Annotated in this window: 26 protein-coding genes and 1 tRNA gene; 14 read left to right on the forward strand and 13 right to left on the reverse strand. The window is 58.5% G+C overall.

Features of this window, described 5'->3' with window-relative positions; translation table 11 throughout:
* Positions 1-43 precede the first annotated feature (43 nt).
* Positions 44-481, reverse strand: a complete 438-nt coding sequence (locus RHM56_RS21715; protein ID WP_322235964.1) for a hypothetical protein — start codon at positions 479-481, stop codon at positions 44-46.
* Here RHM56_RS21715 and RHM56_RS21720 point away from each other — a divergent pair.
* Complete coding sequence (locus RHM56_RS21720) at positions 480-935, forward strand: tRNA (cytidine(34)-2'-O)-methyltransferase (protein WP_048360499.1); 456 nt, start codon at positions 480-482, stop codon at positions 933-935. The genes RHM56_RS21715 and RHM56_RS21720 overlap by 2 nt on opposite strands.
* A gap of 169 nt (positions 936-1,104) precedes the next feature.
* On the opposite strand, the gene secB is transcribed toward RHM56_RS21720, so the two are convergent.
* The 3 genes from secB to RHM56_RS21735 are packed head-to-tail and all read right to left on the reverse strand — an operon-like array spanning position 1,105 to position 2,302.
* On the reverse strand, positions 1,105-1,590 hold the full coding sequence (gene secB, locus RHM56_RS21725) for a protein-export chaperone SecB (RefSeq protein ID WP_322235968.1): 486 nt from the start codon (positions 1,588-1,590) through the stop codon (positions 1,105-1,107).
* Between the two features lie 41 nt (positions 1,591-1,631).
* Positions 1,632-1,886, reverse strand: coding sequence for a glutaredoxin 3 (gene grxC, locus RHM56_RS21730; RefSeq protein WP_048386465.1), 255 nt, complete (start codon positions 1,884-1,886; stop codon positions 1,632-1,634).
* Positions 1,887-1,888: 2 nt separating this feature from the next.
* Positions 1,889-2,302 carry a rhodanese-like domain-containing protein gene (locus RHM56_RS21735; protein WP_322235970.1) on the reverse strand — a complete coding sequence of 138 codons (414 nt, stop codon included), beginning with the start codon at positions 2,300-2,302 and terminating at the stop codon, positions 1,889-1,891.
* A gap of 148 nt (positions 2,303-2,450) precedes the next feature.
* Here RHM56_RS21735 and gpmI point away from each other — a divergent pair, with 148 nt between their 5' ends.
* The 5 genes from gpmI to RHM56_RS21760 all read left to right on the forward strand — a co-directional run bounded on the left by gpmI (position 2,451) and on the right by RHM56_RS21760 (position 9,213).
* A complete protein-coding gene (gene gpmI, locus RHM56_RS21740; protein WP_322235973.1) occupies positions 2,451-3,986 on the forward strand; it encodes a 2,3-bisphosphoglycerate-independent phosphoglycerate mutase in 1,536 nt (511 codons plus the stop codon).
* A 208-nt stretch (positions 3,987-4,194) separates the two neighbouring features.
* Positions 4,195-5,481, forward strand: a complete 1,287-nt coding sequence (locus RHM56_RS21745; protein ID WP_322235975.1) for a murein hydrolase activator EnvC — start codon at positions 4,195-4,197, stop codon at positions 5,479-5,481.
* Positions 5,482-5,516: 35 nt separating this feature from the next.
* Positions 5,517-6,830: a S41 family peptidase gene (locus tag RHM56_RS21750; RefSeq protein ID WP_322235977.1), complete on the forward strand. Its 1,314-nt coding sequence runs from the start codon at positions 5,517-5,519 to the stop codon at positions 6,828-6,830.
* Between the two features lies 1 nt (position 6,831).
* Positions 6,832-7,614, forward strand: a complete 783-nt coding sequence (locus tag RHM56_RS21755) for a divergent polysaccharide deacetylase family protein (protein WP_322235979.1) — start codon at positions 6,832-6,834, stop codon at positions 7,612-7,614.
* Positions 7,615-7,806: 192 nt separating this feature from the next.
* Entirely contained in the window at positions 7,807-9,213 is a 1,407-nt protein-coding gene (locus tag RHM56_RS21760) for a hypothetical protein (protein WP_322235981.1), read from the forward strand.
* A gap of 91 nt (positions 9,214-9,304) precedes the next feature.
* Here RHM56_RS21760 and RHM56_RS21765 read toward each other — a convergent pair whose 3' ends face one another.
* From RHM56_RS21765 to RHM56_RS21795, 7 genes are all read right to left on the reverse strand, one after another.
* The gene (locus tag RHM56_RS21765) at positions 9,305-10,069 is read right to left on the reverse strand and encodes an ABC transporter substrate-binding protein (protein ID WP_322235984.1); all 765 of its coding nucleotides are present in this window, start codon (positions 10,067-10,069) and stop codon (positions 9,305-9,307) included.
* A 72-nt stretch (positions 10,070-10,141) separates the two neighbouring features.
* Positions 10,142-10,912: an imidazole glycerol phosphate synthase subunit HisF gene (gene hisF / locus RHM56_RS21770; protein ID WP_153378139.1), complete on the reverse strand. Its 771-nt coding sequence runs from the start codon at positions 10,910-10,912 to the stop codon at positions 10,142-10,144.
* Positions 10,913-10,922: 10 nt separating this feature from the next.
* A complete protein-coding gene (gene hisA, locus RHM56_RS21775; protein ID WP_322235987.1) occupies positions 10,923-11,660 on the reverse strand; it encodes a 1-(5-phosphoribosyl)-5-[(5-phosphoribosylamino)methylideneamino]imidazole-4-carboxamide isomerase in 738 nt (245 codons plus the stop codon).
* A gap of 39 nt (positions 11,661-11,699) precedes the next feature.
* Positions 11,700-11,957 carry a DUF2164 domain-containing protein gene (locus RHM56_RS21780; RefSeq protein WP_322235989.1) on the reverse strand — a complete coding sequence of 86 codons (258 nt, stop codon included), beginning with the start codon at positions 11,955-11,957 and terminating at the stop codon, positions 11,700-11,702.
* Positions 11,957-12,595, reverse strand: a complete 639-nt coding sequence (gene hisH / locus RHM56_RS21785; protein ID WP_322235991.1) for an imidazole glycerol phosphate synthase subunit HisH — start codon at positions 12,593-12,595, stop codon at positions 11,957-11,959. The genes RHM56_RS21780 and hisH overlap by 1 nt, the downstream gene beginning before the upstream one ends.
* Positions 12,595-13,188 carry an imidazoleglycerol-phosphate dehydratase HisB gene (gene hisB, locus RHM56_RS21790; protein WP_019411757.1) on the reverse strand — a complete coding sequence of 198 codons (594 nt, stop codon included), beginning with the start codon at positions 13,186-13,188 and terminating at the stop codon, positions 12,595-12,597. The genes hisH and hisB overlap by 1 nt, the downstream gene beginning before the upstream one ends.
* Positions 13,189-13,466: 278 nt before the next feature.
* A complete protein-coding gene (locus tag RHM56_RS21795; protein WP_322235993.1) occupies positions 13,467-15,128 on the reverse strand; it encodes an OFA family MFS transporter in 1,662 nt (553 codons plus the stop codon).
* Between the two features lie 294 nt (positions 15,129-15,422).
* On the opposite strand from RHM56_RS21795, the gene RHM56_RS21800 reads away from it, so the two are divergent.
* The 6 genes from RHM56_RS21800 to RHM56_RS21825 all read left to right on the forward strand — a co-directional run bounded on the left by RHM56_RS21800 (position 15,423) and on the right by RHM56_RS21825 (position 20,711).
* On the forward strand, positions 15,423-17,642 hold the full coding sequence (locus RHM56_RS21800) for an AsmA family protein (RefSeq protein WP_322235995.1): 2,220 nt from the start codon (positions 15,423-15,425) through the stop codon (positions 17,640-17,642).
* Positions 17,639-18,706 (forward strand): A/G-specific adenine glycosylase, encoded by a 1,068-nt coding sequence (gene mutY, locus RHM56_RS21805; protein WP_322235997.1) that lies wholly within the window; start codon positions 17,639-17,641, stop codon positions 18,704-18,706. Before RHM56_RS21800 ends, mutY begins: the two co-directional genes overlap by 4 nt.
* Positions 18,703-18,975: an oxidative damage protection protein gene (locus tag RHM56_RS21810; protein ID WP_322235999.1), complete on the forward strand. Its 273-nt coding sequence runs from the start codon at positions 18,703-18,705 to the stop codon at positions 18,973-18,975. Before mutY ends, RHM56_RS21810 begins: the two co-directional genes overlap by 4 nt.
* Positions 18,976-19,079: 104 nt before the next feature.
* Positions 19,080-19,155 (forward strand) — tRNA-Phe (locus tag RHM56_RS21815).
* Between the two features lie 165 nt (positions 19,156-19,320).
* On the forward strand, positions 19,321-19,791 hold the full coding sequence (locus RHM56_RS21820) for a hypothetical protein (protein WP_322236001.1): 471 nt from the start codon (positions 19,321-19,323) through the stop codon (positions 19,789-19,791).
* 8 nt (positions 19,792-19,799) lie between these two features.
* A complete protein-coding gene (locus tag RHM56_RS21825) occupies positions 19,800-20,711 on the forward strand; it encodes an alpha/beta fold hydrolase (RefSeq protein ID WP_416194926.1) in 912 nt (303 codons plus the stop codon).
* A 355-nt stretch (positions 20,712-21,066) separates the two neighbouring features.
* On the opposite strand, the gene RHM56_RS21830 is transcribed toward RHM56_RS21825, so the two are convergent.
* Positions 21,067-21,312: a DUF1272 domain-containing protein gene (locus tag RHM56_RS21830; RefSeq protein ID WP_322236002.1), complete on the reverse strand. Its 246-nt coding sequence runs from the start codon at positions 21,310-21,312 to the stop codon at positions 21,067-21,069.
* A gap of 171 nt (positions 21,313-21,483) precedes the next feature.
* Here RHM56_RS21830 and RHM56_RS21835 point away from each other — a divergent pair, with 171 nt between their 5' ends.
* Both RHM56_RS21835 and RHM56_RS21840 read left to right on the forward strand, forming a co-directional pair.
* A complete protein-coding gene (locus tag RHM56_RS21835; RefSeq protein WP_322236004.1) occupies positions 21,484-22,089 on the forward strand; it encodes a biliverdin-producing heme oxygenase in 606 nt (201 codons plus the stop codon).
* Positions 22,086-24,335: an ATP-binding protein gene (locus tag RHM56_RS21840; RefSeq protein WP_322236006.1), complete on the forward strand. Its 2,250-nt coding sequence runs from the start codon at positions 22,086-22,088 to the stop codon at positions 24,333-24,335. Before RHM56_RS21835 ends, RHM56_RS21840 begins: the two co-directional genes overlap by 4 nt.
* A gap of 79 nt (positions 24,336-24,414) precedes the next feature.
* Here RHM56_RS21840 and gabP read toward each other — a convergent pair whose 3' ends face one another.
* The gene (gene gabP, locus RHM56_RS21845) at positions 24,415-25,806 is read right to left on the reverse strand and encodes a GABA permease (protein ID WP_322236009.1); all 1,392 of its coding nucleotides are present in this window, start codon (positions 25,804-25,806) and stop codon (positions 24,415-24,417) included.
* Between the last annotated feature and the right edge of the window lie 172 nt (positions 25,807-25,978).

Here is a 25,978-nt window from a genome sequence, read left to right on the forward strand (position 1 = left end):
TTTTGGGGAACCCGGTACAGGCAGGCTGGAATTCCCTCTTTTATTACTCTCGCAGGCTCACCTGCAATCGCCAGCGCCCATCCTGCGGCGCACCGGCCCAGTCGCCCTTCAAGGCACGGGCCGCCACCAACGTCAGCATCAAGCCCCCGTCCGTGCGACTTACCCGCCAGTTCACATCTTTGCCATTGAGCTTGAGTTGACCGCTTTGCGGCGTGCCCTTGGCCGCGAACAAGAGGCCTAACGTGCCATCAACCCATTCGCCATGCAGCTTGGGCTCATCGCTGAACCACACCACCAACCCGTCCGCCTGGACCTCTATTTGTTGCAGTTCAATCGGGTCTGGGGTCGTTAAACGCCCGATCATCATCCCGACCATCATGCCGACTATCGCCAAAGAGCCTAAAACCCGCGGCCATAACTTCGGTCGCGGGTCCTCTTCAGGCGTAGAATGCTGCCCATCTTTACGTTCGGAGCCGTGCATGTTTCACGTCATCCTTTTTCAACCAGAAATTCCGCCGAATACCGGCAACATTATCAGGCTGTGCGCCAACAGCGGCTGCCACCTGCATTTGATCGAGCCTATCGGTTTTGAGCTGGACGACAAGCGCTTGCGCCGGGCGGGTCTCGATTACCACGAGTACGCGCCGCTCAAACGCCACGCCGACCTGGCCAGCTGCCTTGAAAGCCTGGGCCACCCGCGCCTGTTCGCGTTTACCACAAAAGGCTCGCGGCCGTTCCACGACGCCCAGTTTGCCGAAGGCGATGCTTTTATCTTCGGCCCTGAAAGCCGTGGCCTGCCGCCCGAAGTGCTGGATGCGCTGGATGGCGATCACCGCCTGCGTCTGCCCATGCGCGAAGGCTGCCGCAGCCTTAACCTGTCCAACACCGTGGCCGTGGCCGTTTACGAGGCCTGGCGCCAGTTGGGGTTCAAGTAACCACAATATTCTGTAGCCGCTGCCGCAGGCTGCGATAAGGGCCGAAGGACCTTCGCCTTTCATCAAAAGCAAAAGCGGGGCCGCTACGCAGCCCATCGCAGCCTGCGGCAGCGGCTACAAGCCCATAAAAAAAGCGCCTTCACGGCGCTTTTTTGTGTCGCTTCGACCATTACTGAACAGTCGGTGCGCCTTCTTCTTGCATACGCTGCAGTTCTTGCGCGTACAGAGCATCGAAGTTCACCGGAGCCAGCATCAACGCAGGGAACGAGCCACGAGTGACCAGGCTGTCCAGGGTTTCACGGGCATACGGGAACAGGATGTTCGGGCAGAAAGCACCCAGGGTGTGGCTCATCGAGCCTTGATCAAGGTTTTTGATCAGGAAGATGCCAGCCTGTTGCACTTCAGCAATAAACGCCACTTCATCAGCGTTTTTAACGGTCACAGACAAGGTCAGAACCACTTCATGGAAGTCGCCTTCCAGTGGTTTTTGACGGGTGTTCAGGTCCAGAGCAACACTCGGTTCCCACTGCTGACGGAAGATGGCCGGGCTTTTCGGCGCTTCAAACGACAGGTCACGTACGTAGATACGTTGCAGGGAGAATTGTGGAGCAGTGTCATCATCGCTAACAGCAGCGGTGTTCTGTTGGTCAGTCATCACAGATCCTTGTTAATCATGGGGCTTTTAGAGAATGAGAGTCAGACGTTCAGAAGCGCATCCAATTTACCTGCGCGCTCCAGAGCAAACAGGTCATCGCATCCACCAACATGCCTGTCGCCGATCCAGATCTGCGGAACCGAAGTACGCCCAGCTTTCTGGGTCATTTCGGCGCGCACCTGTGGCTTGCCGTCGACCTTGATTTCTTCGAAGGCAACGCCCTTTTTCTCAAGCAGAGCCTTGGCTCGCATGCAGTAAGGGCAGTAGTCGCTGGAGTAAACGATGACCTTGGACATAATTACTTCACCACTGGCAGGTTATCTGCGCGCCAGGTGGCGATACCGCCGGACAGCTTGGCCGCGTTGAAACCGGCTTTGAGCAGCTCACGCGCGTGAGTACCGGAGTGCTGGCCAGCAGCATCGACCAGAATAATGGTCTTGGCCTTGTGCTTCTCCAGCTCGGCAACGCGCGCCATCAGTTTGTCTTGCGGGATGTTCAAGGCACCCACGATGTGGCCGGCGGCAAAGTCTTTGGCCGGGCGAATATCAATCACCACACCTTCGTCGCGATTGACCAGGCCGGTCAGTTCGCCGGTGCTGATGCTGCGACCGCCTCGGCTCACCTCATGGGCGATCAACAACGCCAACAAGATGACAAACGCGCCAACAAGCAGATAGTGAGAAGTGGCAAATGCAATCAGGTGATCAACCATCAGAAGGTTCCAGGGCGGTAAAATGTGGGCCAGTATACACAGCCACCTTGGTCGGCCAAACCCCGCCCGGCGGTGACGTCACATGAAGTTCGCTTTAAACTGCGCGTCTTCTTAATACCTCCTATTAAACCAGCCACGAGTGGGATCTATGACTACCACGCCTAAACCTTTGGTCCTGATCATCCTGGATGGCTTCGGTCACAGTGAAAGCCACGAATACAACGCCGTTTATTCGGCCAAGAAACCGGTGCTCGATCGTCTCACCGCGAGCATGCCAAACGGCCTGATCTCAGGTTCGGGCATGGATGTTGGGCTGCCGGACGGCCAAATGGGCAATTCCGAGGTCGGCCACATGAACCTCGGCGCTGGCCGCGTGGTGTATCAGGATTTCACCCGCGTCACCAAGTCGATCCGTGATGGCGAGTTCTTCGAGAATCCGACCATTTGCGCCGCTGTCGACAAAGCGGTTGGCGCCGGCAAGGCCGTGCACATCATGGGTCTGCTGTCGGATGGTGGCGTTCACAGCCACCAGGATCACTTGATCGCCATGGCTGAGCTGGCGTTTAAACGCGGGGCAGAAAAAATCTACCTGCACGCCTTCCTGGATGGTCGCGACACGCCGCCAAAAAGCGCTGCCTCGTCGATTGAATTGCTGGATGAAGCCTTTAAAGACCTCGGCAAAGGCCGGATCGCCAGCCTGATCGGCCGTTATTTCGCCATGGACCGCGACAACCGCTGGGACCGTGTAGCCCAAGCCTACAACCTGATCGTCGATGGCAAAGGCGAGTTCAACGCCGCCACCGCTCAGGAAGGCCTTGAAGCCGCTTATGCCCGCGGCGAAAGCGACGAATTCGTCAAAGCCACCACTATCGGTGAGCCTGTGAAGGTTGAAGATGGCGACGCCGTGGTCTTCATGAACTTCCGCGCCGACCGTGCCCGCGAACTGACCCGCGTGTTTGTTGAAGATGACTTCAACGCATTCGAACGCGCTCGCCAACCAAAACTGGCCGGTTTTGTGATGCTGACCCAATACGCCGCCAGCATCCCGGCCCCAAGCGCTTTCGCGCCGGGCAGCCTGGAAAACGTGCTCGGCGATTACCTGGCTAAAAACGGCAAAACCCAGCTGCGCATTGCCGAAACCGAAAAGTACGCCCACGTGACGTTCTTCTTTTCGGGCGGCCGCGAAGAACCGTTCCCGGGTGAAGAGCGCATTTTGGTGCCGTCACCGAAGGTCGCCACCTACGACCTGCAGCCGGAAATGAGCGCTCCCGAAGTCACCGACAAGATCGTCGATGCCATCGAGCACCAACGTTATGACGTGATCGTGGTCAACTACGCCAACGGAGACATGGTCGGCCATAGCGGCGTGTTCGACGCAGCCGTCAAAGCGGTGGAATGTCTGGACCTGTGCGTGGGCCGCATCGTTGAAGCCTTGGACAAAGTTGGCGGCGAAGCCCTGATCACCGCTGACCACGGGAACGTTGAGCAGATGGAAGACGAGTCCACAGGCCAGGCACACACCGCCCACACCTGCGAACCCGTGCCGTTCATCTATGTCGGCAAGCGCCCGTTCAAGGTTCGCGAAGGCGGCGTATTGGCTGACGTTGCACCGACCATGCTCAAGCTGCTGGGTCTGCCACAGCCTGAAGAGATGACCGGCAAGACCATCCTGGTCGACGCGTAAGCGCAGGCCTTTGTGGGAGCTGGCTTGCCAGCGATTCAGGCGATAAGGTTTGACTGGTCGGCCACGGTGATCCCATCGCTGGCAAGCCAGCTCCCACAAGGTCAGCTTCACCAAGACACACAACCACAATTTCACCTTCTTCCATTTCTTATAGGCAACGATGGCGGGCATACTAGGCCGTCTCGTTCCCCCAGGTGTCGCCCGCCCCATGCTCCGCGCCCTTATAGCCCTAGCCCTCACGTGCCTGCTGCAACCGGCGTTTGCCGACGAGCGTGCGCAAACTCAACAACAGTTGGACGCCACGCGTCAGGACATCGGCGAGCTGAAAAAGCTCCTCGGTAAGCTCCAGGAAGAAAAAACCGGAGCACAAAAAGACCTGCGCAGCACCGAAACTGAAATCGGTAAGCTGGAAAAACAGGTGGAGGACCTGCAAAAAGAACTAAAAAAGAGTGAAGGCGAGCTGCTGCGCCTAGATAGCGAGAAGAAAAAACTCCACAGCGCAAAAGTCGAACAGCAACGCCTGATCGCCATTCAGGCCCGTGCCGCGTATCAGGGCGGCCGTCAGGAATACCTCAAGCTGTTACTCAATCAGCAAAACCCCGAGAAGTTCGCCCGAACCCTCACTTATTACGATTACCTCAGCCAAGCCCGCATGGCTCAGCTCAAAGGGTTCAACGAAACCCTGCGCCAGTTGGCCAACGTCGAAGCTGATATCAATCTGCAACAAGCGCAACTGCTGACACAAAAAAGCAGCCTGGACGCCCAGCGCGCCGAACTCGACACCGTGCGCGCCCAACGCCAGCAAGTGCTGGCCAAACTCAACAACGACGTCAAAGACCGCGATCAGAAACTCCAGTCGCGCGAGCAAGATCAGGCAGATCTGGCTAAAGTCCTCAAGACCATTGAAGAAACCCTCGCCCGTCAGGCCCGCGAAGCCGAAGAGGCGCGGCAAAAAGCGCTGATCGCTCAGCAAGAAGCCGAGAAGAAACGCCAGCGCGAGGCTGAGTCGGTTGTCACCGACGCCCCGCGCAAACCGGTCAAGTCGACCCCTGGTGCCTTGGTTTCAAGTGCAGGCGTCTCTTATGGCGGACCTTTTTCTCAGGCGCGGGGCAAACTTCCTTGGCCTGTTGATGGTCGACTGCTTGCACGCTTCGGTGAAAGCCGGGGCGACGATGCCCGTACCAAGTGGGACGGGGTGATGATCAGCGCCAATGCGGGCACCCAGGTGCACGCGGTGCACGGGGGGCGCGTGGTGTTTGCCGACTGGCTGCGCGGCGCAGGCCAACTGGTCATTCTGGACCACGGTAATGGTTACTTAAGCTTGTATGGCCACAATCAGACATTGCTTAAGGCCGCCGGAGACGTTGTTAAAGCTGGCGATGTGATTTCCACCGTGGGCAACAGCGGCGGGCAAGCCACACCAGCGCTGTATTTTGCTATTCGTCAGCAGGGCCGCCCCAGCGACCCTGCACAATGGTGTCGCACTCAAGGATGAGTCCATCACCTTTAATACGTAGGAGTTCGTTCAACATGCCGCACTTGTCCCGCCTCAACTCGCTGGCCCTGATGATCGCTCTGGTGGTTGGCTCGCCTCTGGCACTGGCTGCCCAGCCAGTCGCTCAGCCTGCGGCCGCCGCCAGCGCCAAGGCTCCGCTGCCGCTGGAAGAGCTGCGTACATTTGCCGAGGTCATGGACCGCATCAAGGCTGCGTATGTTGAACCCGTAGACGACAAGACCCTGCTGGAGAACGCCATCAAGGGCATGCTCAGCAACCTTGACCCGCACTCCGCGTATCTGGGGCCAGAAGACTTCGCAGAACTGCAAGAAAGCACCAGCGGTGAGTTCGGCGGGCTGGGCATCGAAGTCGGCTCTGAAGACGGCAATATCAAAATTGTCTCGCCCATCGACGACACTCCAGCCAGCAAGGCCGGTGTTCAGGCGGGCGACTTCATCGTCAAGATCAATGGTCAGCCCACACGTGGCCTGAGCATGACCGAAGCGGTGGACAAAATGCGCGGCAAGATCGGGCAGAAGATCACCCTGACCCTGGTGCGTGATGGCGGCACACCGTTCGACGTGACCCTGACCCGCGCCAACATTCAGGTCAAAAGCGTCAAGGCCCAGCTGCTTGAAGACGGCTACGGCTACATCCGCATTACCCAGTTCCAGGTCAAGACGGGCGAAGAAGTCGCCGCGGCACTGACCAAGCTGCGCAAGGAAAACGGCAACAAGAAGCTCAAGGGCATCATCCTTGATCTGCGTAACAACCCTGGCGGCGTGCTGCAATCGGCCGTTGAAGTGGTTGACCACTTCATCACCAAAGGCCTGATTGTCTACACCAAAGGCCGCATCGCCAACTCCGAACTGCGTTTCTCGGCCACCGGCAAAGACCTGAGCGAAGGCGTGCCTCTGGTGGTATTGATCAACGGCGGCAGCGCTTCGGCTTCGGAGATCGTCGCCGGCGCCCTGCAAGATCAAAAACGCGGCGTGGTGATGGGCACCACCAGCTTCGGCAAAGGCTCGGTGCAAACCGTGCTGCCGCTGAACAATGATCGCGCGCTGAAAATCACCACCGCGCTGTACTTCACGCCTAACGGCCGCTCGATCCAGGCCCAAGGCATCGTGCCGGACATCGAAGTCAGCCGCGCCAAGATCACTCGCGAGCAAGACACCGAGTACTACAAAGAGGCCGACCTGCAAGGTCACCTCGGCAACGGCAACGGCGGTGCAGATCGCCCAACCGGTTCTGGCCCGAAAGCCAAGCCCATGCCACAGGACGATGACTTCCAGTTGAGTCAGGCGTTGAGCCTGCTCAAAGGTTTGAGCATCACTCGCGGCAATTGAGATGCGTTTTTCGCTCGCCCTCGCCCTGCTCTGCTGCCTGACCGATGCCGCCCACGCGGCGCCGGTCAGCCCTGCTCAAGCGCCCCACAAGGCGTATCTGAGTCTGATCATCGATGACCTGGGGCAAAATCTGCCCCGCGATCGGCGTGTCTTGAGCCTGCCCGGCCCAGTGACCACGGCGGTCATGCCCGACACCCCGCACGCCGCCGAATTTGCCCGCGAAGCCCACAAGGCCGGCAAAATCGTCATTCTGCACATGCCGATGGACCCTGCTACGGGGCCATTTGCCTGGCACCCGGACCTGCCCCTCGATGAGCTGGCCAAACGCCTCGACGCAGCCTTCAAGGCGGTGCCCTACACCAGCGGCATCAACAACCATGAAGGCAGCCGCATGACCGCTCAGCCACAGGCAATGGCCTGGTTGATGGGCGAGCTGCAACAGCGTCACAAGTTCTTTGTCGACAGCCGGACCAGCGCCAGCACAGTCGCGGCGGCCCAAGCGCAAAAAATTGGTTTGGCCAGCGTTTCGCGGGATGTGTTCCTCGACAACGTGCGGACCGAACCAGCGATTACCGAACAGCTCAACACCGCCATCAAACACGCCAAAACCCACGGTTCGGTGGTCATGATCGGCCATCCTTACCCGCAAACCCTCGCAGTGCTGGAGCGAGAACTGCCCAAGCTAAAAGCACAAGGCATTGACTGGATCGACATCAAACAGATGATCGGCCTGCGCAGCAACAAAGCGGTGGCGGGTCATGGCAAAGACGGTGTTTATCGCTAGACATATGTACCGCACGCCACCTTCAGACACCTGATTAATTGAGTGACCGCCTCAGGGCACCATCACTCACTATCAGGTTATTCCATGAAAACCGCCCACCAACTCGCTGGTTGCGCACTGCTGATTATTTGCTTGCCTGCCGCGGCCAAAAACTTCGACCAAGGCGTAGTCGACCATGCACCCCCTCTGGTTTTGAACAACAGTCAGGGCCAGAACAATCACTGGTCAGGCATTGGCCTGTTTACCGCCAAGCACACCTGCAATGCCAGCCTCATTGATACCCGCGCCTATGAGCGTGACGGACCAGGGTACGTGCTGACCAGCGGCCACTGCTTCGAGTTTCCCCACCAGCAACTCATCAATACCGACACCGAAGTAAACGTGGCCATCCGCTTCAACAACTTTCAAGACACCCCACAGAACCAGGCCGTCTACACAATAAAAAGGGTCAATTGGCAAAGCCTGCAAGGTACCAATCTGGCCATAGCGGAGCTGGATGCACCGCTGTCCCGACTTATCGCAAATGGCATTCACCCTCTGACAGTTGGCCCCGCCCCCCAAACCTCTATCAGCGGCCTGCTGGTTGGAGCGTCGTCCCCTCGGGTAAACGCGCTGGCCATCAGGTCTTGCCTGTTGCAACCCAGCGCCGATACCGTTGCCCACCCTGCGGTGTGGCGCAATGCACTGAAAAGCCAATGCAACCTCACAACAAGCACGCTCTCCGGGAGCCCGATGCTGGATCGCGATTCAAACACCATCATCGCCGTGCTGGGCGCCATCCCCCTTCGCCAGAATGCCCGCAACCGATGCGATCAAAGCGCCCCTTGTGAAACCAGCGACGGCATCGCTCAAGCACAGCAACTCAACACGCAGTACTCGCACACAGTAGAAAACCTCAGTAACTGCTGGAAAAATGGCGTGCTGAACAATGACCCCGACTATTGCTCGCTTTATCCGGCAACGATCACCACGCTGTCTGCCCCGAAGCCTGTGCAGCATTATTTGCCCGCACTGTCGGGGGATGAACATCCCGCCATTTTCCCCACCTGGGATGTGAAATTTTCAATATCCACACCCTTTTACCGCTACAAAGTTGTCGACCGCTCAGAGAGCTGCCAAAACCCTGCCGACTACAGCACTGCCTTAACCAGCAGGAACGCCCATGTCACTGCGCCCGTCGGCGCTAAAGCGGGTATCAGCATGCTCTGTTTACTCGGCGTATCCAGCGAAAACCAAGGGCCGTTATGGGGGGATTTGTCGAATGTGCGGATGCTGGCCGTCAACCTGGTGGAACAAGGAGATGCGTGGATGCCTGCTATAAGTGCAACAGGTTTTGGGTTTGAGCGCCCCCATTGGACCGAACTGACGCTGGTGCGCGACGCTCACTTTAATACGCGCTACTTCGTCAAATCAGGCCCGCCCGCCTCTACCGAGTGTGAAGCGCACGAGGGGTATAGCCCCATTGCTGACGAGGCGTTTGAAAAGGACACCTTCAAAATAGTGCGCCAAGCACAGACCACTCGGCACTGCCTATACAGCCACAACATCCGAAACGATCAATCCGCTGTTGTGAGCTATCAGATGAACATGCAGCCATAACGCTGAAGAGGTAGCAAAGCTGCGATCTTTTGATCTCTTCAATCAGCAGCATTCAAAAGATCGCAGCTGCCAGAAGCACCTACGAGATGATTCAACGAATCGAGAGGTATTTCGCCTGAATCATCTCGACTACGCCTTCTGCCCGCAGTTCATCCAGCGCCACCTGCAACTTGCTCACCACCTCATCCGGCACTTCCTTATTCAATGCCAGATACAACTCGGCCTGATTAAAGCGCAGCACCGTCTTGAACCCTGAAATACCCACCTGACGCGCCAGAAATCGACCGGCCGGATCACCTGTAGCCCAGAGATCAATTTGCCCGGCCTGTAGCTTTCTGGCGTTGTCCTGATCGCGCAAAACGATAACGGGCTTGAACCCTTGCTTCTCCAACGACTGGGCAATCACGTCACTTTTATAAGCGCCGATCCGGTATTTTCCTGCCTGCTCAAGAGAGGTCAGTTCAATCGGGCTATCTGCCCGGGCCAGCAAGACCCAGTCATCCGGACCAATTGGGCCGACCCATTTAAACAGCGCTTCACGCTCAGGCACGCGTGCCGTGACAAAAACACCGTAATCTGGGTTTGCCAAAGCGAGGTTATAAATACGCTCCCATGGAAAGCGCAGGGTCATGCTGTAGGGGATACCGGCACGCTTGAAGGTTTCACGCAGCACTTCGACGGCAATGCCTTCGAGATTCTGGTTTTGCGCGAAGTTTTTCCCATTAATGGCCATGTTGTAAGGCGGGAAATTTTCAGTCAGCAGCACCAGGGGAGTCCGAGGGGCTTGCGCCGAATAAGTGGAACTCGCCAGCCACATCGTGCAACCGGCAAGACCGAGCAGAAAACGTTTAAACATGACAGACAATCCAAATCCATGGCGTGCCCAAGAGTGACGCGGGCACACCATGGTGTCTAGTAGCCTTTGTGTTTAACGCACCACGATCCCGCGCTCAGCCATATAGGCTTTGGCTTGCGGCACGGTGTATTCACCAAAGTGAAAAATGCTCGCCGCCAACACGGCACTGGCGTGACCTTCCAAAATGCCATCCGCCAAGTGCTGCAAGTTGCCGACACCACCCGAGGCGATCACCGGAATGCCCAACGCATCGCTGATTGCACGGGTCACGCCCAGATCAAAGCCGCTTTTCATGCCGTCCTGATCCATGCTGGTCAGCAAGATTTCACCCGCGCCCAAGCCTTCCATCTTCATCGCCCACTCAACGGCGTCGAGTCCGGTTGGCTTGCGCCCGCCGTGGGTGAAGATCTCCCAGCGCGGGGTTTCGCCCGGCAAGGAGACTTTCTTGGCATCAATGGCGACCACAATGCACTGCGAGCCGAAATGCTGCGCAGCCTCACCGACAAACTCCGGGTTAAACACCGCAGCAGTGTTGATCGAAACCTTGTCGGCACCCGCGTTGAGCAGGTTGCGGATGTCTTGAATACAGCGCACGCCACCGCCCACGGTCAGCGGGATAAACACCTGGCTGGCCATGCGTTCAACGGTATGCAGCGTGGTGTCGCGGCCATCGACGCTGGCAGTGATGTCGAGAAAGGTAATCTCGTCAGCCCCTTGCTCGTCATAGCGACGGGCGATTTCTACCGGGTCGCCCGCGTCGCGGATGTTCTCGAACTTGACGCCCTTCACGACCCGGCCGTTATCCACGTCCAGGCAAGGGATGATGCGTTTGGCCAGCGCCATGCGGTTCTCCTCAGGCCTTGTAGCTGTCGCAGAAGGCCTGAGCCTCAGCCACATCCAGGGTGCCTTCATAGATCGCGCGGCCCGTAATCGCGCCCACGATGCCCGGCGCCTTGGCGTCCAGCAGGGACTTGATGTCGCCCAAGTTGTGGATGCCGCCCGAAGCGATCACCGGGATGCTGGTCGCAGCAGCCAGCGCGGCGGTGAATTCCACGTTGCAGCCCTGCATCATGCCGTCTTTGGCGATGTCGGTATAAACGATGGCTGATACGCCGTCCGCTTCAAAACGTTTGGCCAGATCGATGACCTGTACGGTGCTGATTTCAGCCCAGCCGTCAGTGGCCACGAAACCATCCTGTGCATCCATGCCGACAATGATTTTGCCGGGGAAGGCACGGCACGCTTCTGCCACGAACTCAGGGTTCTTGACCGCTTTGGTGCCCAAAATCACGTAGCTCACGCCCGCTTTGACGTAATGCTCGATGGTTTGGAGCGAGCGAATGCCGCCGCCGATCTGGATCGGCAAATGCGGGTAGCGCTTGGCAATGGCCGTGACCACGTCGCCATTGACCGGCTGGCCTTCAAAGGCGCCGTTCAGGTCAACCAGGTGCAGACGGCGGCAACCACCTTCTACCCATTTGGCAGCCATGCTCACCGGGTCGTCGGAGAACACCGTGGAATCTTCCATGCGGCCCTGGCGCAGACGTACACAGGCACCGTCTTTAAGATCGATAGCGGGAATAATCAGCATCTGGCAAACCTTAAAATTCGGGAGTCGAAGACTCGGAAATCAGTTTTTTTCAAGCGCCCACACATCGCTCTCGATGCTTTCGAACCTCTCTTTGAGGTGCGCCTGCACATCGAAAATCGCGCGATTGTAGTAATGCGGCGCAATTTCGCGGGTGAACAACTCAAGGATTTCAGCCGCCTCGAACGAACCCAGGTCCAGTTCGAAACGGTCTTGCATAAAGCGTTTGATCTTGCTGTTGGCCTCGTTCTCTTGCTCGGGGGTAAGCGTGAGAATCGGCGGCTTTTTACGGGGCGCCATTACCAGCGCCCGTCCCAAGCCACGAAGTTTTCCAGCAACTGCAAGCCGTGGGTATGGCTCTTCTCAGGGTGAAACTGCACCGCAAAACGCGACCCTTCGGCCAGCGCTGCCGCGAAGTCGACGCCGTAATGCCCGCCCCCCACCACTTGGCGGGGGTTGCCCGCCGCGATGTAGTAGCTGTGCACAAAGTAGAAGCGTGCCAGGTCAGGGATGCTGTGCCACAGCGGGTGATCGACCTTCTGCTGCACTTCGTTCCAGCCCATGTGCGGCACTTTCAGGTGCTCGCCGTCTTCATGCAGGTCTTTGCCGAAAAACTTCACTTGGCCTGGGAACAGACCGATGCAATCAACGCCGCCGTTCTCTTCACTGCTGTCGAGCAAGGCTTGCATGCCGACGCAGATCCCGAGGAACGGGCGATCCTGGCTGACTTCACGCACCAGCGAGTCAAACCCCAAACGCCGGATCTCAGCCATGCAATCGCGAATCGCGCCAACACCCGGGAACACCACGCGGTCGGCTTCGCGAATCACGCTGGCATCGCTGGTGATCAACACCCGACCGCCGCCAACGTGTTCCAGCGCCTTGGCCACCGAGTGCAAGTTACCCATGCCGTAGTCGATAACCGCCACTGTCTGCATCAGAGCACGCCCTTGGTCGATGGCATTTGCCCTGCCATGCGCTCATCGAGCGTGATCGCCATGCGCAGCGCGCGGCCGAACGCCTTGAACACGGTTTCGATCTGGTGGTGGGTGTTGGTGCCACGCAGGTTGTCGATGTGCAGCGTCACGTTGGCGTGGTTCACGAAGCCCTGAAAGAACTCCTGAAACAGATCAACGTCGAAGCCGCCGACAGTCGCGCGGGTATACGGAATGTGCATTTGCAGGCCTGGACGGCCAGAGAAATCGATCACTACGCGCGACAGCGCTTCATCCAGCGGGACATAAGCGTGCCCGTAACGGGTCATGCCTTTTTTATCGCCGACCGCTTGGTTGAAGGCTTTACCGAGGGTAATGCCCACGTCCTCGACGGTATGGTGATCGTCGATATGCAGGTCGCCTTTGCACTCGATGTCCAGGTCGATCAGCCCGTGTCGAGCGATCTGGTCGAGCATGTGCTCAAGAAAAGGCACTCCGATATCAAATCGGGCCTTACCGGTACCATCCAAGTTGATCGAGGCTTTGATCTGGGTTTCCAGAGTATCGCGCTCGACTGACGCCTTACGTTCGGCCATCACCAGCTCCGCAAAATCATTGGGCGAAAAAGGTGGCCATTATAGGCACGGGTCAGGCAAACAGAAACATGGCGGGTGATAAGACTGACGTAATGCGTCCAAGACACACGACTGCGTAGCAGCTGCCGAGCTCCGCGAGGCTGCGTCCGATTGCGAAGCAATCGTAAAACCTGAGATCACGGTCAATATGAAACACCGCGCTGTCTGGTTTTACGACGGCTTTGCCGCCGGACGCAGCCTCGCGTAGCTCGACAGCTGCTACGCAAACGCTTTACGACTTAATGAAACAACACCGCCGTTTTCTGCACGGTCACCCACACGCCCCACAACAGGGGAATGCCCACTGCCAGCCAGGCGGCAATGACCAACGGCATGCTGCCCGACGCGGCCTTCCACTCCAGCGACGTTGTGGCATCGGTGCCTTTGTCATGCCCCAACGCCTGCTCGGCCGCGAGCTGCGCATCGGTCATGAAGTATTTGTCGGCCACCGGGCGCACCAGCAAGTTGCAGATAAAGCCCAGCACCAGCAGGCCCGCCAGGATGTACAACGTGATGTCGTACGCCGCCGCCCGAGGAACGCCGATGCTCAACTGATATTCACGCAGATAGTTGACCAGCACCGGGCCCAACACGCCCGCCGCCGCCCATGCAGTCAACAGGCGACCATGAATCGCCCCAACCATTTGCGTGCCGAACAAGTCCGCCAAATAAGCCGGCACCGTGGCAAAACCGCCGCCGTACATCGACAAGATGATGCAAAACGCAGCCACAAACAGTGACACGTTGCCCAAATGGCCCAGGTTAGGAATCATCGCGTACAGCGCAAAACCCAGCGCGAAGAACACAAAGTAGGTGTTTTTACGCCCCAGATAGTCGGAGAACGACGCCCAGAAGAACCGCCCACCGATGTTGAACAAGCTCAACAAGCCTGTGAAGCCTGCGGCAATCGCGGCGATTTGCGCCAGTTGCGCAGCATCCAGCTGACTGAACGTCAGGCCGTTACCCAGCAATTTTCCCGCGAACACTTCCTGTAACAGCGGCGAAGCCATGCCCAAAATGCCGATACCGGCTGATACGTTCAGGCACAGCACCAGCCACACCAGCGCAAACTGCGGGGTTTTCCAAGCCACGCTCACGTGCACATGGCGCTTGGTGATCATCGCGTTAGCGGCTTTGTTCGCTGGAGCAGTCCAGCCCTCAGGCTTCCAGCCGGTCGGTGGTACGCGGTACGACAACGCGCCGCCGATCATGAACACGAAGTAAATCGCCGCCATCGCCACGAAACTCTGCCACACGCCCACGCCATCCGGCCCGGCAAAATGGTTCATCAGCGCCGCAGCCAACGGCGCGCCAACCATGGCCCCGCCACCGAAGCCCATGATCGCCATGCCGGTGGCCATGCCGCGTTTGTCCGGAAACCATTTGATCAGCGTCGACACCGGCGAGATGTAACCCAAGCCCAGGCCGATCCCGCCAATCACCCCCGAGCCCAGCCACATCAGCCAGATTTGGTGGGTATAAATGCCCAGCGCCGAAATCAGCAAACCGCCGCACCAGCACAGCGCCGACACCACACCGGCCTTGCGCGGCCCGGCATGCTCAAGCCAGCCGCCCCATACGGCTGCCGAGCAACCCAGAAAAATGAAGAACAGGGTGTAGATCCAGCCGAGCATCGAAATCGGCCAATCGCATTGCGACGAGAACACTTGCGCGATAAAACTCATGTCGGGTGCACAGGCAACAGGTGCGGTCACCCCCACCGCCTTGGACAGCGGCAGCCAGAACACGGAAAAACCGTAGGCCATGCCGATACACAAGTGAATGGCCAACGCAGCGGGCGGAACCAGCCAGCGATTGAAACCGGGTTTAGCGATGATGCGCTCTTTGGACAAGAACGCAGGCTGTGAGGCAAGGCTGCCCGCAGCGGTGCTGTTTGTCATGATTGTCTCCCCCATGGATGAAGTGATTTTCCAGACACGCTAAACCCCCGACCTTGACGCTTTGCAGCGCGAGTCATTTTGTTGGGTTCAGTTCATGGCGCGACAATGCGCCACCGAAGGTTTGGAAAACAGACGAAGATTACCATTTGAGCGTAGGACAAAGCCCAATCTGACGCGGTGTTAAATAACCGAACTGATCCGCCGCGATCCACCGCCCAGTCGGTTGGCGCCTGGGGCTATACTCTGCGGCTAAATTTAAAACTTCCCTTCACACAGACTTACAAGGACTCGCCCATGAAAGCGTTCGGCAAAATCCTGGGTCTGGTGCTTCTCGGATTGTTGCTGATCATCGTGGCGCTGGGCTTTGCCCTGAGCCATCTGTTCGACCCCAACGATTATAAAAACGAGATCCGCCAGATAGCCCGTGACAAAGCTCACATCGAGCTGACTCTCAATGGCGACATCGGCTGGAGCCTCTTCCCGTGGCTCGGCCTGGAGTTGCACGACGCTAGCGTGGCGACCCTGGCAACCCCGACCCAACCTTTTGCCGACCTGCAAATGCTGGGTCTGTCTGTGCGCGTACTGCCGCTGCTGCGCAAAGAAATACAAATGAGCGATGTACGGGTCGAAGGCCTGAACCTGCGTCTGGCCCGTGACAAAGACGGACGCGGCAATTGGGAAGACATCGGCAAGCCAGCGCCTGCCGCAGCGGGTGCCGAAACAGCGTCGACCGACAGCGCCCAGCCCGCGCCTGTCACGCCCGAAGTCGCCAGCCAACCGCTCAAACTCGATATCGACAGCCTGACGGTGAACAATGCCCGCGTTGAATACAACGACGAGCAAAGCGGCCAGCAGTTCAGCGCCGAGAGCATCCAGATGAGCACCGGCCCGATTCATGAGGCCACCAGCACCCCGGTCAAATTGACCGCCTTCCTGGGCACCAACAAGCCCGTGATGCGGGTCAAGACTGAACTCGACGGCAAGCTGCGCTTTGACCGCGTGCTTAAGCGTTATCAGTTCGAAGACATGAAGGTGGTGGGCGAAGCCTCTGGCGAGCCGCTGCAAGGCAAAACCATGAACTTCTCCGCGTCTGGCCAGCTTTTGGTTGATTTGGCTGCGAACGTCGCCGAATGGAGCAGTTTGAAAATCTCCGCCAACCAGCTGCGCGCCATTGGCGAACTCAAAGCCAACAGCCTGGACACGACCCCACAGGTCAGCGGCGGCCTGTCGATTGCCCAGCTTGATCTGGCCAAGTTCCTCGACAGCGTCGGCCAGCCCTTGCCTGCCATGGCGCCGGGCAGCCTGAGCAAAGTCGAATTAGTGACCCGTCTGTCAGGCACGCCCACCAGCGTGACCTTTGACGACCTCAAGCTGAATGTCGATGACAGCACCTTCACTGGCCGCATCGCCGTCGAAGACTTCGCCAAACAAGCCCTGCGTATTCAGCTCAAAGGCGACACGTTCGACGCTGATCGCTACCTGCCGCCGAAGTCGGCGGAGGCCAATGGCGCCGCCGCTGCTCGCCAGGCTGAAGTGCAAGGCAGCGAGGCCAGCGCGCTGACCGCATCAGGCGACAGCCCGCTGCCAGACGCCCCGACCAAAAGCGGCTGGAGCACAACCAAAATCATCCCCGTGGCCCGCCTTAAAACCCTGGACCTGGAGGCAGACATCAGCTTTGGCCAGCTGACACTCAGCAAGCTGCCGATCCAGAATGCTGCGCTGAAAGCCAACAGCAAAGGCGGCGTACTGACCCTCGAAAACCTGAGCGGCGGCCTCTACAAAGGCACGTTCGCAGCCAACGGCAGCCTGGACGTGCAACCCATCCAGCCGCTGGTCAAACTGCAAACCCGCATCACCAATGTGCCAGTCGAGAAGATCCTGCAGAGCCAGGGCCAAAAACCACCCGTGACCGGCCTGCTGACCCTCAACAGCAATGTCACCGGCAGCGGCAACAGCCAGAGCGCCTTGATTCAAAGCCTCAATGGCACCGCCAGTTTTGCGCTCAACAACGGCGTGCTGCTCAACGCCAACATTGAACAGCAACTGTGCAAAGGCATCTCCATCCTCAACCGCAAAACCCTGAGCGGCGCCCCGCTGGGCAAAGACACCCCGTTCAAGGAACTCAAGGGCAACCTGGTGTTCCGTAATGGCGTGGCCAGCAACCCGGACCTGATCGTGCGCATTCCCGGCCTGAGCGTAAAAGGCAATGGCGACATCGACCTGCGCGTGCTGGGCATGGATTACCGCATCGGCATCACCCTGGAAGGCGACACCAACCCGCTCCCGGACCCGGCGTGCCAGATTGGCAAAAACTTTGTCGGCATCGAACTTCCCTTACTGTGCCGTGGCCCGCTGGAGCTGGGCGCCAAGGCCTGTCGTCTGGACAAAGACGGCCTGGGCAAAGTCGCCGCCAAAGCAGCGGCCAGCAAACTGAGCGAAAAACTTGAAGAGAAACTCGGCGATAAAGTCAGCCCAGAACTCAAAAACGCGCTCAAAGGGCTGTTCAACCGATGAGAGATGAGCAATTCGCAAGCGCCGTGCTGGACTGGTATGACCATCACGGCCGCCATGATTTGCCCTGGCAACAGGGCATCACCCCGTATCGGGTGTGGGTCTCGGAAATCATGTTGCAACAGACGCAAGTCAGCACCGTGCTCAACTATTTCGACCGGTTCATGGCTTCTCTGCCCACCGTCCAAGCGCTGGCTAACGCCCCCGAAGACGAAGTGCTGCACCTGTGGACAGGGCTCGGTTACTACACCCGCGCCCGCAATTTGCAGAAAACCGCGAAGATCGTCGTCGAGCAATACGGCGGCGAATTCCCGCGTGACGTCGAAAAACTGGTCGAACTGCCCGGCATTGGCTTGTCCACCGCAGGGGCCATTGCCAGCCTGAGCATGGGCCTGCGGGCGCCGATCCTCGACGGCAACGTCAAACGGGTGCTGGCACGTTACACCGCGCAAGAGGGCTACCCGGGCGAACCCAAAATCGCCAAACAGCTGTGGGCCACCGCAGAACGCTTCACGCCCCATGACCGGGTCAACGCCTACACCCAGGCGATGATGGACATGGGCGCGACGCTCTGCACCCGCAGCAAACCCAGTTGCCTGCTCTGCCCCCTGGAAACCGGCTGCGAAGCGCACATGCTCGGCCTGGAAACGCGTTACCCGATCCCCAAGCCGCGCAAGACCGTCCCGCAAAAGCGCACGCTGATGCCGATGCTGGCCAATGCCGAGGGCGCAATCTTGCTGTACCGCCGCCCCTCGACCGGTTTGTGGGGAGGCCTGTGGAGCCTGCCCGAGCTGGACGACCTCAACGACATCGAGCACCTGGCGCAACAACACTCGCTGGCCCTGGGCGCACAACATGAACTGCCCGGCCTGACCCACACCTTTAGCCATTTCCAACTGGCCATCGAACCCTGGCTGATCCACGTCAAGGAGTCGGGTCATCACGTGGCCGAGGCCGATTGGCTCTGGTATAACCTCGCCACCCCGCCGCGCCTGGGCCTTGCTGCCCCGGTCAAGAAGCTGCTCAAGCGAGCCGCCGACCTATTACACGCAGGAGAGACCTCATGACCCGCACCGTTATGTGCCGCAAATACAAAGAAGAACTGCCCGCCCTTGAGCGCGCCCCATTCCCGGGCACCAAAGGCCAGGACATTTTTGACCACGTCTCGGCCAAAGCCTGGGCTGACTGGCAAAAACACCAGACATTGCTGATCAACGAGAAGCGTTTGAACATGATGAACGCCGAAGATCGAAAATATTTGCAGGGCGAGATGGATAAGTTCTTCAGCGGCGAAGAATACGCCCAAGCAGAAGGCTACGTTCCGCCAAGCGAATAAACCCCGGTTTTAAAGGGTTTGGTCCGTAAGCGACGGTAATAATTAAAATTTTTTGAAAAAAGTGTTTGACGGGTCATCGAAAAAGGCTTCTAATGCGCCCCGTTGCCCAGATAGCTCAGTCGGTAGAGCAGGGGATTGAAAATCCCCGTGTCGGCGGTTCGATTCCGTCTCTGGGCACCACATTCAGTTTTGATGTGGTGTTCACACCACCTCAAAGCACACAAAAAACCCGCCTAGTGCGGGTTTTTTGTTGGGCGCGATTTATACCCGGCGGCGCCACCTCTCTTGGCGATTGCAAAGAGATGGGGTTCAATCCTCTCTTCAGCCTGCAAAGGACACACGTTCATGTCATCGCCCAAAAAACAGCAAAAGAATGCACAGCGGGCCAAGTCCAAAGCCAAGCAGAACCGAGCTGGCAAACCGGCCAAAGCCTCGGCCGCGACCTTGATCGACAACCCGTTCGATGACGTCAAAATCGATCTCAGCACGTTTAACTTTCAGGACATCCTCGACAACGGCTTTGACCCGGCCGATTACGACGATTTGTTCCAGGTCATGAAAGCCGCCGAAGCCATCAACCTGCAAACGATGTGCACGGTGTTCCTGCAATACCCGGTGCTGGAACTGGTGATCTCGGAAGAGGAAGAAGAGCCTGCCACGGACTTCTTGATGGGCCTGCTGATCGAATACCGCATCGCCATCCACGGCGACGACGAAGACAGCGCCGTGGCCTGGATAGAAACCCCAACCTTCCAGAAAGCCTACGTCGAAGCCTCCCGCGTGCTGCAAGAGCGCAACACCCGGAGCGCGCACTGACCGCAGCACTGACCCAACCTGTCAGCCGGGCGTTCACTGAGCCCGCTGCTGACGGTTACTGGCTGGGCGGGTTTGAATGGCGTCACCCTGACCCCAATCCCGCCCGCGCCGTGGTCATCATCAACGCGGCCACCTCCGTACGCTGCACCTACTACTCACGCTTTGCCGATTATCTGTTCAGCCATGGGCTGGACGTGATGCTGTTCGACTACAGAGGCATCGGCGCCTCACGCGCCGGATCGCTGCGCGGCTTTGAGGCCTCGTGGTCGGACTGGGGCGCACTCGACTTTGAAGCCCTGCTCAAGCGCACACAGCGCGAATACCCCGGCCAGCCGATTGATGTAGTCGGCCACAGCTTTGGCGGCTGTGCAGTGGGACTGGCAGCGTCAGGCCCGGTTATTCGTCACGTAGTGAGCGTGGGCGCGCAATTTGCCCACTGGCGCGACTACGCATCCGCCCAGCGCTGGTACATGCTCGCCAAATGGCACGGCGTAATGCCGCTGCTGACACGCGTATGCGGCTACTTTCCAGGCAAACGCCTGGGCTGGCTCGAAGACACCCCGGCAGGCGTGGTCAAAGACTGGTGCGGCCTGAGCCCACGCTATGAGCGCCTCCCTAGCGCACGCCCGCTTGCCACCCTGCCCTTTTCATCCGTTACAGCCAAAACCCTCGCTATCAGCCTTAGCGACGATCCTTTCGGCACCGTGGCGGCCATCGAGCGCTTGCTGAGTTACTTCAGCGCCAGCCCGCGTACGCATTTGCGCATAAACCCACAGGACATCGGCGAAGACGCCATCGGCCATTTCGCGTTTTTCCATAGCCGCTTTCAGAGCACCTTATGGCCGATTGCCTTGCAATGGTTGCGACACGGGGAATTGGCCGTGGATATGCCAGGGCGAGTGATCAGCCATCAGCCCTGAAAGACACGCTCTTGTGGGCAATGTTGTTCATTTAAGCGAAAGCGGGCCCTGTAGGAGCGAGCTTGTCTCGCGATCTTTTGATCTTTTAAAAGCTCGCGAGACAAGCTCGCTCCTACAGTTAGTCGTGCGCATCTCTTAAGCTTTTCCAAAGTGTGACGCACTGCGTCACGAATTGAGCTGGACCCATTACCGCACCCTGCTGAGCTGTTCACTTAAGTGATTTCTACCTCTGTGGGAGCAGCCCGCTCCCACACTTTGAGTCGCGTTGCTCTTGAGAGAACGGCATTGCACCGCTACCGGGCTTTTTGAGGCAGGCCCGGAACAAGCACTGATCGAAACCTCTACCTGTTGAATCTCAGCGGGTAGCGCAGCCTTGGGGGTTGTGCACCCGCGTGTTTGACGGCGGGTTGTTTGCCAGCTTGCTCGCTGGTCGACGCGGGCGGGCCAGTAATTCGCCCCCGCAGTTAGGGCACAGCCCGCCTAATGTCTGCTCCACGCAGGTTGCGCAAAACGTGCACTCGAATGAGCAAATTCGCGCTTGAGCGGACTCTGGCGGCAGGTCGCAATCACAACATTCGCAATTGGGGCGTAATTCGAGCATGAGCACCTCATCGTCATCAGGAAAACTTTCTTCATTGCATTTAAGCCGCTTACTGTAAAAAACCAACCGCTAATTGGCCATGGCAAATTAATTGCACTTTTTCGATCCCGTGAATTCAGATGCTTATGAGCGCTGACTCAAAAGCGCACACAGAGAGCCCTGTCACACTTCATGCCACACGAACTCAATACCCCGCCCGCCTCTTCGGTCCTTGCCGAGCTGCGCGCTGGCACTCACACCCTGCATGTCGCCCTTGAGAAACGCCTGCCGTTTTTCTCAGACAGCCTTGATCTGCCGCTCTACAGACGTCTGCTGGCTGCTTATTTCGGGTTCTATCAGGCGATAGAGCACGAACTGCAACGCAGTGCATCGGTCCCGCCAGGCTTCGATCTTCAGGCTCGGCTCAAGACGCCCGCACTGGAGCAAGACCTGCAGGCGCTGGGCATCAATCCTCAGACGCTGGCGCTGTGCCCGACGCTTGCAGCATTGAACAGCCAAGCCAGCGTGCTTGGGGTTTTGTATGTACTGGAAGGCGCCACCTTGGGTGGCAATGTCTTGCGCAAACAGGTGGCTGAGCACCTGGCGCTGGATGCCGGCAACGGATGCGCCTTTCTTTACGTTTATGGCGAAGCCACCGGCCGCAACTGGAAGTCTTTTCTGGACTTTCTAAGCGCAGTGCCGCTGGACGCCCAGGCACGCAATGAAGCCGTTGAGGCGGCCTGTTCCACTTTTAGCTGTTTCGAGCAGTGGCTCGAACGCCAGGAGGTACTGTTATGAACCCACTCGACACTCAAGCCTTCGAAACCTTGCTGGCCAATTGTGCCGACGAGCCGATTCGCTTTCCGGGCGCCATTCAGCCCCACGGCCTGCTGCTGACCTTGTCGGAACCCGACCTGCGCATCCAGCAAATCAGCGCCAACATAGAAACACTGTTCGGCCTGTCGCCCGCTGCACTGCTGAATCAGCCATTGTCGATGCTGACCGGCCCGCAAGCCGCAACCGCTGTACGGCAGGCCGCGCATTATGCCGAGCATGTCGATGCGCCGCCGCTGGAACTGACCCTGCAAGGCATCGACTACGAAGGGCTGTTGCACAAAGACAAAGGCATTTTGATTCTGGAGCTTGAGTTAAAACCCGATGACGTCGAGCGGGTGGGCACGATGGCTAAGGTGCGCAATCTGAGCCGCGTGTTACAACGCCTGCAAGCCGCCAAAACACTGCCCGCGCTGTACGACATCTGCGTCGCCGAGATTCAGGCGCTGACCGGTTACGACCGAGTCTTGATCTATCGCTTTCAAGAAGAGGGCCACGGCCAGGTCATCGCTGAGGCATCGGCGCCGTCTATGGAGCTGTTCAATGGGATGTTTTTCCCGGCCTCTGACATCCCGGAGCAGGCGCGCGAGTTGTATCGCACGCACTGGCTGCGCATCATCCCCAACGCTGACTACAGGCCGGTTGAGCTGGTGCCCACGCTGCGCCCCGACACTCAGCAGCCGCTGGACCTCAGCGGTGCAACGTTGCGCAGCGTGTCGCCGATTCACTGCCAGTACATGAAAAACATGGGCGTGCTGTCGTCCATGAGTATTTCTTTGATGGATGGCGAGCGGTTGTGGGGCCTGATCAGTTGCGGTCATCGCACCCCGCTGCACGTGTCGCACGAGTTGCGCATGGCCTGCCAAACCATCGGCCAAGTGCTGTCGCTACAGATCAGCGCCTTGCAAACCCTGGAAATCAACCGCCAGCGCGAAGCCAAAGTGGACACCTTGGTACGCCTGAACGGCGCCATGGTGCAGGGCCCGGAAAACGTGTTTGACGGCCTGGCACAAGAACACAAGTTGCTGATGGAACTGACCCAGGCGAGTGGCGTGGCCATTCTCGAAGGCAACGTATTGCACCGGTATGGCCAATGCCCGCAACCCGACCAAATCCGCGACCTGTACCAATGGCTCAAGCACGACGACGCGCCCGTGTTTTCCACCCACAGCCTGTCGTCGTTGTATGCGCCAGCGGCTGTGTACAAAGACATTGCCAGCGGCCTGTTGGCCATGAGCTTGCCCAAACCTGTGGACAACGCTGTGCTGTGGTTTCGCACCGAGGTCAAAGAAAGCATCCCCTGGAGCGGCGACCCGAAAAAACCGCTCAACCTGGAGCCGAGCGCTAAAGGCTTGCGTTTGAGTCCCCGCACGTCGTTCGAGTTGTGGAAGGTCGAAATGGACGGCATCTCCAGTAAATGGAGCCATGGCGATCTGTTCGCGGCCAACGATCTGCGACGCTCGGCGCTGGAAAATGACCTGGCGCGTCAAGTTCATCGCGAGCAGCAAGCCGTGCGCGCTCGGGACGAACTGGTGGCGGTGGTGTCCCACGACTTGCGCAACCCCATGACGATCATTTCGATGCTCTGCGGGATGATGCAAAAAACCTTCAGCAGTGACGGCTCGCATGCCTCAAGGCGCATCACCACGGCCATCGACACCATGCAACAGGCCAGCAGCCGCATGAACATTCTGCTGGAAGACTTGCTGGACACGTCCAAGATCGAAGCGGGCCGCTACACGATCGCTGCGCAATCGCTGGACGTGACGCAGATCTTTGAAGAGGCACTGTCGTTGCTGACGCCACTGGCGACGGAAAAGTCGGTTGAGCTGACGTTCCACGCCGAGCCCGACCTGCGGATCAACGCCGACCCGGAGCGACTGTTTCAAGTGCTGTCCAACCTGATCAGCAACGCGATCAAGTTCACCCCGGCGGACGGCAAAATCGTGGTGGCGGCCATGTCCAACGGCGATGACATTGTGTTTAGCGTACGTGACTCCGGCAAAGGGATTCCCGCTGAGCAACTGCCTCACATCTTTGATCGCTACTGGACGGCAAAAGAAGGCAACGCCTCTGGCACGGGCCTTGGGCTGTATATCTCGCAAGGCATCATCAAGGCGCATGGCGGCCAGTTGCTGGCCGAGAGCACGCTGGGCGAAGGCAGCGAGTTCCGCTTTACGGTGCCTAGAATCGAGTCATCGTTCACCTGATCCACGCCCACAAAAAAGGCCGCCCTCTCGACAGAGGGCGGCCTTTATTTTGGACTCAACAGTGAGGGCCTTCCTGGCCTCAGTTCAGTACCGTTGCCCCCGCTTTCTCGATACGACGACGGCGTGCCACCAATAGGCCCGCCGCCACAACCAGAATGCTCAACAAGCCGGTGGCCATGATTTCGGCCTGATGCTGCGGCTGGAACAGCATGATGGTCAAAATAGCCACGATAAACACGATCACCGCCCAAGTCAGACCCGGGAACAACCACATTTTGAACTCGATTTTCTCGCCTTTGGCCACGCGCTTTTTACGCATGCGCAGTTGCGAAACCGCGATCACCAGGTACACCAACAGGGCGATGGCACCCGAGCTGGCGAGCAAGAATTCGAACACCGCCGCAGGTGCCACGTAGTTGGCAAACACCGCCACAAAGGCTGCGCCGGTAGACATCATCACCGCCCAGTAAGGCGTGCCGCTGGCGTTGGTGCGCTTGGCAGCCGCCGGTGCGTCGCCGCGCTTGCTCAGGGAGAAGAGCATCCGCGAGGCAGTGTAGAGCGCTGAGTTCAGGCAACTGGTCACAGCGATCAACACCACGATGTCGACGATCAGTTTGGCATTCGGGATGCCCATGCTGACGAGCGCGGTCTGATAAGAGCCGAGACTGGCAAGGCTTGGGTCGTTCCAAGGCACCAGGGCCACAACGATGAAGATCGACACCAGGTAGAACAAGCCAATACGCCAGATCACCGAGTTGGTGGCCTTGGTGATTTGCTTGCTCGGGTCTTTGGATTCCGCCGCCGCGATGGTGACGATTTCAGTGCCCATAAACGAAAACATGGTGGTCAGCATGGCAGCCAGTACGGCGCCCATGCCATTGGGCATAAAGCCGATGGTGTCGACAAGGTGCGAGACGCCGCTGACTTGGCTGGTTGGCAGCACGCCGAAGATGGCCAACGCACCCAACACGATGAAGCCAATAATCGCCAGCACCTTGACCAGCGCGAACCAGAACTCAAACTCGCCGTAGTTCTTGACGCTGAACAGGTTGGTCACAGTCAGCAACAAGGTGATGACCAGGGTAAACACCCAAATCGCGGTGCCCGGGAACCACGCATGCAGGATGGTGCCAGCGGCGACGGCTTCCAGCGGGATGACCAGCACCCAGAACCACCAGTACAGCCAGCCGATGGTAAAACCGGCCCAATGCCCGATGGCACGGTCGGCGTAAGTGGAGAACGAACCGGTGTCCGGCGAGGCGACGGCCATTTCGGCCAGCATGCGCATCACCAGCACCACTAACGTGCCAGCGGCGGCATAGGCCAGCAGCACAGCGGGGCCCGCTTGGGCAATCGCGTGTCCTGAGCCGACAAACAAGCCGGCACCGATGACGCCGGCGATTGACAGCATGGTCACATGCCGCGGCTTGAGCCCTTGCTCCAGGCCGTTAGAGGTTTGCGTATTGCTCATTGGGACTACCTTTGCAGTGAAAGCCATTCCGAGCGCCGCGCTTGATTACCTTCTCGTAAAAAGTAACCAACGGGGCGTTTAGAATTATTGACGCAATAAATGAGCCAAAATGTGACACATGCACGGTTTACGCGGGCTGCAACGTAGCAGGTCTCTTTTGGCAACCCATTGA

This window comes from Pseudomonas sp. CCC3.1 (assembly GCF_034347405.1).
Classification (GTDB): Bacteria; Pseudomonadota; Gammaproteobacteria; order Pseudomonadales; family Pseudomonadaceae; genus Aquipseudomonas.